The sequence below is a fragment of the Streptomyces sp. NPDC006510 genome, from assembly GCF_040611955.1.
Lineage (GTDB): Bacteria > Actinomycetota > Actinomycetes > Streptomycetales > Streptomycetaceae > Streptomyces.
The window spans coordinates 37,776-48,619 of sequence record NZ_JBEXPH010000047.1 but is presented as its reverse complement, the minus strand read 5'-3'; the positions used below and the strand labels follow the sequence as shown (position 1 = coordinate 48,619).

9 protein-coding genes are annotated in these 10,844 nt (G+C 70.6%); 5 read left to right on the top strand and 4 right to left on the bottom strand.

Going from position 1 to position 10,844, the window contains the following annotated elements:
* Nucleotides 1-1,025 (bottom strand): PAC2 family protein (locus tag ABZY11_RS17010; protein ID WP_356479876.1); only part of this gene is annotated, 1,025 nt, incomplete at its 3' end.
* A gap of 256 nt (nt 1,026-1,281) precedes the next feature.
* Between ABZY11_RS17010 and ABZY11_RS17005 the strand changes: the two genes are divergently transcribed.
* From ABZY11_RS17005 to ABZY11_RS16985, 5 genes are all read left to right on the top strand, one after another.
* Nucleotides 1,282-2,637: an L-fuconate dehydratase gene (locus ABZY11_RS17005; protein WP_356479875.1), complete on the top strand. Its 1,356-nt coding sequence runs from the start codon at nt 1,282-1,284 to the stop codon at nt 2,635-2,637.
* Nucleotides 2,634-3,413 carry an SDR family oxidoreductase gene (locus ABZY11_RS17000; protein WP_356479874.1) on the top strand — a complete coding sequence of 260 codons (780 nt, stop codon included), beginning with the start codon at nt 2,634-2,636 and terminating at the stop codon, nt 3,411-3,413. Before ABZY11_RS17005 ends, ABZY11_RS17000 begins: the two co-directional genes overlap by 4 nt.
* 108 nt (nt 3,414-3,521) lie before the next feature.
* Nucleotides 3,522-4,562 carry a sugar ABC transporter substrate-binding protein gene (locus ABZY11_RS16995; protein WP_356479873.1) on the top strand — a complete coding sequence of 347 codons (1,041 nt, stop codon included), beginning with the start codon at nt 3,522-3,524 and terminating at the stop codon, nt 4,560-4,562.
* A 2-nt stretch (nt 4,563-4,564) separates the two neighbouring features.
* Nucleotides 4,565-6,085, top strand: a complete 1,521-nt coding sequence (locus tag ABZY11_RS16990; protein WP_356479872.1) for a sugar ABC transporter ATP-binding protein — start codon at nt 4,565-4,567, stop codon at nt 6,083-6,085.
* The gene (locus ABZY11_RS16985) at nt 6,082-7,134 is read left to right on the top strand and encodes an ABC transporter permease (RefSeq protein ID WP_356479871.1); all 1,053 of its coding nucleotides are present in this window, start codon (nt 6,082-6,084) and stop codon (nt 7,132-7,134) included. The genes ABZY11_RS16990 and ABZY11_RS16985 overlap by 4 nt, the downstream gene beginning before the upstream one ends.
* Before the next feature lie 100 nt (nt 7,135-7,234).
* On the opposite strand, the gene ABZY11_RS16980 is transcribed toward ABZY11_RS16985, so the two are convergent.
* The 3 genes from ABZY11_RS16980 to ABZY11_RS16970 all read right to left on the bottom strand — a co-directional run bounded on the left by ABZY11_RS16980 (nt 7,235) and on the right by ABZY11_RS16970 (nt 10,841).
* Nucleotides 7,235-7,906: a FadR/GntR family transcriptional regulator gene (locus ABZY11_RS16980; RefSeq protein WP_356479870.1), complete on the bottom strand. Its 672-nt coding sequence runs from the start codon at nt 7,904-7,906 to the stop codon at nt 7,235-7,237.
* Nucleotides 7,907-8,036: 130 nt separating this feature from the next.
* Complete coding sequence (locus ABZY11_RS16975) at nt 8,037-9,095, bottom strand: LLM class flavin-dependent oxidoreductase (RefSeq protein ID WP_356479869.1); 1,059 nt, start codon at nt 9,093-9,095, stop codon at nt 8,037-8,039.
* Nucleotides 9,096-9,230: 135 nt separating this feature from the next.
* On the bottom strand, nt 9,231-10,841 hold the full coding sequence (locus ABZY11_RS16970; RefSeq protein ID WP_356479868.1) for a glycerol-3-phosphate dehydrogenase/oxidase: 1,611 nt from the start codon (nt 10,839-10,841) through the stop codon (nt 9,231-9,233).
* Nucleotides 10,842-10,844 lie beyond the last annotated feature (3 nt).

Here is a 10,844-nt window from a genome sequence, read left to right as displayed (position 1 = left end):
TGTTCCGCCGAGCGCACCAGGTCGAGTGCGGCACCGGGCTCCGGACGCAACGTCCCCAGCAGCAGCACCGGCAGGTCCGCCACGTTGTCGATGACAGGCGGACGGGTGCGGCCGCTGGAGGTGTCGCGCAGGTACGAGGTGTCGCCGCTCTCCGTCGCGTGCCCGCCCGGCGTCTGGCCCGGACCGCCGTCCCTGCGGCGCAGATAGCGCTCGAACTCCCGGGCGATGGCCTCGCCGCTCGCCTCGGGCAGCTCGGCGGTGTCCCGGGCCTCCTCCAGCGTCTGCACGTACTCGGCCACCTCGCTGTCCTCGGCGGCCAGTTGGTCGACGCCGAGCTGCCAGGCGCGCGCGTCCTCGGGCAGTTCGCCCAGCGGGATGCGCAGACCGATGAGGTCCTCCAGGCGGTTCAGCAGCGCGAGCGTGGCCTTCGGGTTGGGCGGCTGCGACACGTAGTGCGGCACCGCCGCCCACAGGCTCACCGCGGGCACGCCCGCGTGCGTGCAGGCTTCCTGGAGGATGCCGACGATGCCCGTCGGTCCCTCGTACCTGGTCTCCTCCAGATCCATGGTCCGCGCCAGGTCCGGATCGGAGGTGACTCCGCTGACCGGCACCGGCCGGGTGTGCGGGGTGTCGCCGAGCAGGGCGCCCAGGACGACCACCATCTCCACCCCCAGCTCATGGGCGAAACCCAGGATCTCGTTGCAGAACGAGCGCCAGCGCATGGATGGTTCGATACCGCGGACCAGGACGAGATCGCGGGGCTTGTCCCCGCCGACGCGGACCACGGAGAGCCGGGTGGTCGGCCAGGTGATCTTGCGCACCCCGCCGTCCAGCCAGAGCGTCGGCCGGTTGACCTGGAAGTCGTAGTAGTCCTCGGCGTCCAGCGCCGCGAACACCTCGCCCTTCCACTCCCGGTCCAGGTGCGCCACCGCCGTGGAGGCGGCGTCCCCTGCGTCGTTCCATCCCTCGAACGCGGCCACCATGACCGGGTCGATCAGCTCGGGAACCCCCTCGAGCTCGATCACCCAGGCCTCCTTCCGAAGTTCCCTTGTGTACCCATCAACCTTACGGCTTCCGGCCACTCCCGCCGCAGCCTCCGTACACAGCCGGGTGAACCCGGCCCACGAGCGCGCATCACCGGTCGAATCAGGGCATCAAACTCCGAATACATCCGAGCTGTGTGGGGCAAATTTCGATCAAGGCCTGGACGTTGGCGCCCAGGTGGCGCTATACATCGGATGACCAGAACAGAGGTCCGATGTTATTCCCCTGGGGGCGCACATGAGTCAGACCGTCACGGATTTCGAGGTCCACGACATCCGTTTCCCGACCTCGGAACAACTGGACGGCTCGGACGCCATGAACCCCGATCCCGACTACTCGGCTGCCTACGTCGTACTGCGTACCGATGTCCGCGACCGCACGGACGGCCCGGACAGCGGCAGCGGCGGCATCGAGGGACATGGCTTCTGTTTCACCATCGGGCGCGGCAACGAGGTGATGGCCGCCGCCATCGACGCGCTGCGCCCCTACCTGGTGGGGCGCCCGGCGCCCCGTACCGCGGCCGATCTCGCCGCACTGCACCGTGAGCTCACCCATGACTCGCAACTGCGCTGGCTCGGCCCGGAGAAGGGCGTGATGCACATGGCGGCCGGCGCGGTCGTCAACGCCGCCTGGGACCTGGCGGCCAAGCTGGCGGGCAGACCCGTCTGGGAGTTCCTCGCCGGGATGACACCCGAGGAGCTCGTCTCCCTCGTCGACTTCCGCTACCTCACCGACGCCCTCACCCCCGACGAGGCCCTGGAGATCCTGCGGGCCGCCGAACCGGGCCGGGCCGAGCGCGCCGAACGGCTGCGCGCCGAGGGGTACCCGGCGTACACCACCTCGCCCGGCTGGCTGGGCTACGCCGACGACAAGCTGGTCAGGCTCGCGAAGGAGGCCGTCGCCGACGGCTTCACCCAGATCAAGCTGAAGGTGGGCGGCAGCCTCCACGACGACGTCCGCAGACTCGCCCTGGCCCGCGAGGCCGTCGGGCCCGGCATCAGGATCGCCGTCGACGCCAACCAGCGCTGGGACGTCCCGGACGCGGTCGAGTGGATGACCGCGCTCGCACCGTACGACCCGCACTGGATCGAGGAGCCGACCAGCCCCGACGACATCCTCGGCCACGCCGCCGTCCGGGCCGGACAGCCGGTCAAGGTCGCCACCGGCGAACACGTCGCCAACCGGGTCGTGTTCAAGCAGCTGCTCCAGGCCGGAGCCGTCGACTTCGTCCAGATCGACGCGGCACGGGTCGCGGGCGTCAACGAGAACCTGGCGATCCTGCTGCTCGCCGCCAAGTACGGCGTACCGGTCTGCCCGCACGCGGGCGGGGTCGGTCTCTGCGAGCTGGTGCAGCACCTCTCGATGTTCGACTATGTGGCGGTCTCCGGCAGTTGGGACAACCGCGTGATCGAGTACGTCGACCATCTCCACGAACACTTCGCCGACCCCACCGTGATCGAGTCCGGCCGCTACACCGCGCCGAGATCCCCGGGCTTCTCCGCCCGGATGCTCCCCGAGTCGATCGCCGCACACCGCTACCCGGAGGGCGCCGTATGGCAGGCCCGCCGCACTACCGAGGAGGCCGACCGATGACCGGCACAAGCGACTTCGAGGGAATGAGCGCCCTGGTCACGGGCGGCGCCTCCGGCATCGGGGCCGCCGTCGCGACCATGCTGCTGGCCCGCGGCGCGCAGGTGGCCGTACTGGACCGGGAGACCGCGGGCGCCCCCGCCGGCGTCCTGGCCGTCAAGGCGGACGTCACCGACGACGACGCCGTGCGCGAGGCGGTCGACCGGGCCGCCGCCGAACTGGGCGCACTGCACACCGTCGTGTCCAACGCGGGCATCGGCTCCATCGGCACGGTCGAGGACAACGCCGACGAGGAGTGGACCCGGGTCCTGGACATCAACGTCCTCGGCATGGTCCGCACCGCCCGGCACGCCCTGCCCCATCTGCGGCGCGCGGCGGCCGCCCGCCCCGGCGCCGTCTCGATCACCCAGACCTGCTCCATCGCGGCGACCGCCGGGCTGCCGCAGCGCGCCCTGTACAGCGCGAGCAAGGGCGCGGTGCTCTCGCTGACCCTGGCGATGGCCGCCGACCACGTCCGCGAGGGCATCCGGGTCAACTGCGTCAACCCCGGCACCGCGGACACCCCGTGGATCGGCCGGCTCCTCGGCCGGGCCGACGACCCGGCCGCCGAGCGGGCCGCGCTCAACGCCCGCCAGCCGCTGGGACGGCTGGTGTCGGCCGACGAGGTGGCCGCCGCGATCGTCTACCTCGCGAGCCCCGCCGCCGCCTCGGTCACCGGCACGGCACTGGCCGTCGACGGCGGCATGCAGGGGCTGCGGCTGCGCCCCGCCGAGAGCTGACCGGGGGAGCGGCCCGAGCCGCGTCACCCGGCCGCACCCCCGCGCACCATGCACCTCCGCTCTGCCGACAGAGCTCCGAGCAGGTACTCACATAAGGACGGGACACCAATGAGAGTGCGTACGACGAGTGCGGCGGCCTGCGCCGTACTGCTGGCCGTCACTGCCCTCGCGGGCTGCAACCGCGAGTCCGCAGACGACGGCGCGGGCGGCGGGAAGGTCGGGATCGACCTGCCGCGCAGCGACAGCGACTTCTGGAACTCGTACCAGAACTACGTGGAGAAGGGCGTCAAGGCGGGCGAGGTCAAGGCGCTGCCGCTGACCAACTCGCAGAACGACATCGGCAAGCTGGTCGCCAACGTCCAGACCTTCACCGACCAAGGCGCCAAGGCCGTGGTGATGGCGCCGCAGGACACCGGCGCGATCGCCGAGTCGCTCAACACGCTGAACGAGAAGAAGATCCCGGTCGTCAGCGTCGACACCCGCCCCGACAAGGGCGACATCTACATGGTGGTGCGCGCCGACAACAAGGCGTACGGGGCCAACGCCTGCAAGTACCTCGGCGAGCAGCTCAAGGGCAAGGGCAAGGTCGTCGAATTCCAGGGCGACCTCTCCTCGATCAACGGCCGTGACAGGTCCGAGGCGTTCAAGTCCTGCATGGACAAGGACTTCCCCGGCATCAAGGTGTTCGAGCTGGCCACCGACTGGAAGGGCGACGTCGCCTCCGCCAAGCTCCAGGCCACCCTGGCCGCCAACCCCGACATCAACGGCATCTACATGCAGGCCGGCGGCGTCTTCCTGCAGCCCACCCTCGCCCTCCTGGAGCAGAAGAAGCTGCTGAAGCCGGCCGGTGAGCCGGGGCACATCACGATCATCTCCAACGACGGCATCCCGGAGGAGTTCGACGCCATCAAGGCCGGGAAGATCGACGCGACGATCTCCCAGCCCGCCGATCTGTACGCGAAGTACGCGCTGTACTACGCCAAGGCGGCCCTGGAGGGCAAGACCTTCAAGGAAGGCCCCACCGACCACGACTCCAACATCATCAAGATCCCCAACGGCTTCGAGGACCAGCTCCCCGCGCCGCTGGTGACCAAGGACAACGTGGATGACCCGAAGCTGTGGGCCAATCAGCTGGAGAAGAAGAGCTAGCCATGGACCAGGCACCACCTGCCGTACAGGCGGAAGGCGTTGTCAAACGCTTCGGGCCCACCGTGGCGCTCGACGGGGTCCGGCTCACCGTGCGGCCGGGTGAGTCCCACGCCCTGGTCGGCCGCAACGGCGCGGGCAAGTCGACGCTGGTCGGCGTCCTGACCGGACTCCACAAGGCGGACGCGGGCACGGTCACGTTCGGCGGGGAGCCCGCGCCCGCCTTCGGGGACACCACGGCCTGGCAGTCGAAGATCGCGTGTGTCTACCAGAAGTCCATGGTCGTCCCGGATCTGACCGTCGCGGAGAACCTCTTCCTCAACCGCTTCGACGACAACGCCCGCTGGATCAGCTGGGGCAGGCTCCGCAGTCGCGCGCAGCGGCTGCTGGCCGAATACGGGGTCCAGGTCGACCCCAGCACCCGGGCGCGCGATCTCGCCGTCGAACAGCGGCAGTTCGTGGAGATCGCCAGGGCGCTGTCCTTCGGTGCCCGGCTGATCGTCCTGGACGAGCCGACCGCCCAGCTCGACGCCCGGGGCATCGGGCGGCTCTTCGACAAGCTGCGCGAACTGCAGAGCCAGGGAGTGGCGTTCCTCTTCATCTCCCACCATCTGCAGGAGGTGTACGAACTGTGCACGGCGGTCACCGTCTACCGCGACGCCCGCCATGTGCTGACCGCCCCGGTCGCCGACATCGCCAAGGCGGAGCTGGTGGCGGCGATGACCGGCGAGCAGTCCGCCGGCGTCACCGCCTGGCACGCGGGCGGTGACGCCGGCGCGGCACGGGACGAGTCGGCCGCCCCCGTGCTGCGTACCGAAGGACTCACCGTCCGGGGCCAGTTCGAGCCACTGGACCTGGAGGTCCGCCCCGGCGAGGTGCTCGGCCTCGCCGGCTCCGCGGCCAGCGGCAACACGGCGCTGGGCGAGACCCTGGCCGGCATGCGGAAGGCGGGCGGCGGCACGGTCCGCGTACACGGCAGGGCCGTGCGCTCCGGCAGCGTGCCGCACGCGCTGGACGCCGGGATCGGCTACATCCCCGAGGACCGGCACGACCAGGGCCTCGTCCTGGAACGCAGCGTCGCCGAGAACGCCACGCTCACGGTCACCGACCAGCTAGGCCCGTGGGGGACCGTACTGCCCTCCCGTACGCGGGAGTTCGCGCGCTCGGTGATCGCCTCGCTGGACATCAAGACACAGGGGCCCGAGCAGCCCGTCTCCGGGCTCTCCGGCGGCAACCAGCAGAAGGTGGTGGTCGCCCGCGCGCTGGCCCGCGAACCGAGCGTGCTGGTGGCGGTCCGGCCCACCGCGGGTGTGGACATCAAGTCCAAGGACTCGCTGCTCGGGGTCGTGCGACGGGTCGCCGACGAGGGGAACGCCGCAGTGATCATCTCGGACGAGCTGGACGATCTGCGGGTCTGCGACCGGGTGCTCGCCCTGTTCCACGGACGCGTGGTCGCGACATTCGCAAGCGGGTGGAACGACGGGGAACTCGTCGCCGCCATGGAAGGTGTGGGGGAAAGGGAATGACCGGCACGGTACGGCCCCTGGCGGCCGACGGCATCGACAGCGGGCCGAAGGGCTCCCCGACCGGCGAACGGCCGCTGGACCGGCTGAAGCTGATCAGGTGGAGCGATTTCTCCCTGGTACCGGTGATCCTGGTGCTGATGGTGATCGGGTTCATCGTCTCGCCGGTGTTCCTGACCTCCGAGAACCTGATCAGCGTCGTCCAGCAGTCCTCCGAGCTCAGCCTGCTGGTGCTGGGCCAGGCACTGATCCTGATCTGCGGGCGGATGGACCTGTCGCTGGAGTCGACGATCGGCATCGCGCCGGTCGTCGCGATGTGGCTGGTGCTGCCCGCCGAGGGCGGCCGCTTCGCGGGCCTGGGGCTGCTGCCCACCTGGTCGGCGATCCCGCTGTGCCTGCTGGTGGGTCTGGCCGTCGGCGCGGTCAACGGCTTCCTGATGCTGAAGCTGAGGGTCAATGGCTTCATCGCCACGCTCGGCATGCTCACCATGCTGCGCGGCCTCCACATCGGGATCACCGAGGGCAAGTCCATCACCGATGTCCCGGAGTCCTTCCGCTACCTCGGCAAGAGCGAGTGGCTCGGCGCACCGGCCGCCGTCTGGATCTGCCTCGCGCTGTTCGCCGTCGGCGGCGCCGCGCTGGCCTGGCTGCGCCACGGGCGTTCGCTGTACGCCATCGGCGGCAACCCGGAGGCGGCGCGCGCCGCGGGCATCCGGGTGGACCGGGTCACCTGGATCGTGCTGGCCGTCGGCGGCCTGCTGGCGGCCTTCGCGGGCATCCTCTACACCGGCCACTACGGATCGGTCGCGGCGACCCAGGGCAACGGCTGGATCTTCCAGGTGTTCGCCGCCGCGGTCATCGGCGGCATCAGTCTCAAGGGCGGCCGCGGCACCCTGTTCGGTGCGCTGACCGGTGTGCTGACGCTCCAGCTGGTGGTCAATGTGATGACCCTCGGCGGTGTCCCGGCGCTGTGGAACCAGTTCCTCAACGGCGCGATCATCATCGTCGCGCTGGTCATCTCCCGTTTCGCCAGCGGCGAGAAGCAGGACTGAGCGTTTTCGGCCCCGCCGGCGTTCGAGGCGCGGGGTCCGGGGCGGAGCCCCGGTTACGGGAAGGGGCGGGTCGGGGAACACCCCACCCGCCCCACCTTTGTCACAGCGACGACCGCAACCACTGCTCCACGCTCGCCACATGCACCGTCGCCCAGGCCCGCGCGGCCTCCGCGTCGCGGTCCCGCAGGGCCGACACGATCGCCCGGTGCTCGTGGAGCGTGCGGCTGACCGCGTCCTCCTGCGTCAGACCGCGCCAGACCCGCGCCCGGGTCGTCGGCCCCGACAGCCCGTCGAGCAGCGAGCAGAGCACCGAGTTCCCGGACGACTGCACGATGCCGCGGTGGAACTCCAGATCGCAGGCGACCAGCTCCTCCACCGAGGGCTGTGCCCCCAGCGCGTCCAACTGCGAGCTGAGTATGTCCAGTTGGGTCTCGCTGATCCGGGTGGCCGCCATCGCCGTCGCGGCGGGTTCCAGGATCCTGCGGACCGCGAGGAACTCCAGCACCGTGTCGTCGCGGTGGAAGTCCACCACGAAGCTCAGCGCCTCCAGGAGCAACTGCGGATCGAGGCTGGTCACATACGTGCCGTCGCCCTGGCGCACATCGAGAATGCGGATCAGTGAAAGGGCCCGCACCGCCTCCCGGAGCGAGTTGCGGGAGAGCCCGAGCTCCGCGGCGAGTTCGCTCTCCTTGGGGAGCCGGTCGCCGGGGCGCAGCGCACCCGAGACGATCATTCCCTTGATCTTCTCGATCGCCTCGTCGGTGACAGCCATGACGGTCCTCCTGGATCCGGACTGGAATCAGACATCCGATGTATCTCTTCATTATGCGGGTCGTAAGAGGCGGATGGACCAGGTCTGCCGCAGGTCGTCGCGGGTGCGGGCGGCCGGACGCCTGCCGGGGTCAGTCCCAGAGCGCGGACGGTGCCTCGCGCCGCACCACCGGAGCGATCTCCTCGGCGAACCGCTGCAGCGTCTCGGTCTGCTCGTCCGGGCTCAGACCGAAGCCGTCCACACTCACCGACTGGAGGTCGTGCCCGTACACCTCGTGCCAGCCGAGGATCTTGTCGATGATCTGCTGCGGGCTGCCGATCAGCTGGGGCCCGTCCGCGACGGCCTCCTCGATCGTCCGGAACGGTGTGTTGTAGCCGGCCCTTCCCTCCAGATGCGGCCGGAAGGACTGAGCCGCCTTCGCCTCGTACAGCTCCTTGTAGCGCTCCACGGCCTGCTGCGAACTGTCGGCGATCAGCAGCCCGCCCGAGCCCGCGGCCACCTGCGCGCGGGCCGGATCGTGGCCGTACGCCTCGAAGCGCTCCCGGTAGTGGCCGATCAGCCGGGCGTACGCGGCACGGGGCTGGACGGCGTTGGCGGTGAACAGCGGGTCCCCGTGGCGCGCCGCCAGTTCGGGGGAATTGAGGCTGGTCGCCGAGCCGTGCCAGATGCGCGGCGGTCCCGCGTACGGGCGCGGCAGGGTCGTCGTGTTCTTCAGCGCGGGCCGGAACTCGCCCTCCCAGTCGACGCCCTCCTCGCTCCAGAGCCGCCGCAGCAGTTCGTACTTCTCCCGCTGGAGATCCCACTGCCGCTCCTCGTCGAGCCCGAAGAGGTCGAAGTGACCGGCCTCCGCGCCCTTCCCGACGACCAGCTCGATCCGGCCCCTGGAGATCTGGTCGAGCGTCGCGAAGTCCTCGGCCACCCGCACCGGATCGAGGATCGCGACGACCGTGACACCGGTCAGCAGCCGGATCGTGGAGGTACGGGCCGCCAGTGCTCCGAGCACCACGCTCGGGCTGGACGAGAGGAAGGGACCGGCGTGCCGTTCGCCGATCGAGTACGCGTCGAAGCCCAGCCGTTCCGCGACGACTCCGGTCTCGATCACCTCCTCGAACCGCTCGGCGGGGGAGGGGAGTCGGTGGGTGAGCGGGTGCGGGGCGTGGCCGATGAGGGAGAGCACGGAGAACTTCATGGCTCAACTGTCCCCGCGCCGTATTGCGTTCGTATGGCGGCCGTATGGCGCGTTCACCGGACCGCGATGTCCCCGGCGTACGGCAGGGGGCGGCCTCCCCGATGGGAGCCGCCCCCTGCCGTACGTCCGGACCAGTCAGCCCCGGTCGCCGAGCATGGACTCGACGCCGGCCCGGATCTCGTCCGTCGCCAGACCCCGGATCGTCAGCGTCGTCCGGCGGCGCAGCACGTCGTCCGCCGTCTCGGCCCACTCCTGGTCACGGGCGTAGGCGACCTGCGCCCAGATCTCCGGCGCGTCCGGGTGGATGCGCTCGGCCAGCGCCGGGTTCTCGTTCGCCATCCGGGCGATGTCGAAGGAGAGCGAGCCGTAGTGCGTGGCGAGGTGCCGGGCGGTGTCGGCCGCCATCCGGGGGCCGGGCGTGCCGCCGTCGACCAGCAGCCGGTGCGCCACCGCGTTCGGGTTGGCGATACCGGGCAGCGGGAGCTTCTTCGGCAGGTGCGAGATCGGCTCCATGTCCTCCGCCAGCGGGTGCCCGGGGAGTGCGGCCAGCTTGTTCATCACCGTACGGCCGATGTGGCGGAACGTCGTCCACTTGCCGCCCGCGACCGACAGCATCCCGCCGCGGCCCTCCGTCACGACCGTCTCGCGCTTGGCCTTCGACGTGTCGCCGGGGCCGCCCGGCAGCACCCGCAGACCGGCGAAGGAGTAGGTGATCAGATCGCGCGACAGCTGCTGGTCCCTGATGGAGAACGCCGCCTCGTCGAGGATCTGCGCGGTGTCCTTCTCGTTGACCGCGACGTCCGCGGGATCGCCCTCGTACGCCTCGTCCGTCGTGCCGAGCAGCAGCATGTCCTCCCACGGCAGGGCGAACGTGATGCGGTACTTGTCGATCGGGGTGGCCAGCGCGGCCTTCCACGGGCGGGTGCGCTTCAGCACGAGGTGCGCGCCCTTGGACAGACGGATGGAGGGCGCCGCGTCCGGGTTCTCCATCCTGCGCAGGTGGTCGACCCACGGTCCGGTGGCGTTCAGCACGAGACGGGCGTCGACGCCGAACTCCGTGCCGTCCGTGCGGTCCTCCAGGTCGGCGCCGGTCACCCGGCCCTTGGTGAACCGCAGCCCGGTCACCGCCGCGTGGTTGAGGACGACCGCACCCGCGTCGACGGCCGCGCGGACCGTCATCAGCGCCATCCGGGCGTCGTTCATCTGGTCGTCGCCGTAGACCGCGACGGCCTTCAGGTTGTCCGTGCGCAGTTCGGGCACATCGCGCCGCGCCTTCGCCGGGCTGATCACATGCCCGACCCCGTCACCGAACGCGGAGAGCGCCGAGTAGGCGAACACACCCGCGCCGAGCTTGGCCGCGCCGTGCGGTCCGCCCTTGTAGACGGGCAGGTAGAAGGTGAGCGGATTGGCGAGGTGCGGCGCCACCTGACGGGACACCGCACGGCGCTCGAAGTGGTTCTCCGCGACCAGCTTCACCGCGCCGGTCTGCAGGTAGCGCAGACCGCCGTGGAGCAGCTTGGACGAGGCGGAGGAGGTGGCGCCGGCGAAGTCGCCGGCGTCCACCAGGGCCACCCGCAGCCCGGACTGCGCGGCGTGCCAGGCGGTGGAGATGCCCAGGATGCCGCCACCGATCACCAGGAGGTCGTACGCCGCCTTGGACAGCTGCTCCCGGGTTTCGGCACGGCTCGGGAGGGAGCCGGAGGCCGGGTGGGTCCCGAGGGCCGGGACGCTCTGCAGGGTGGTCATCGT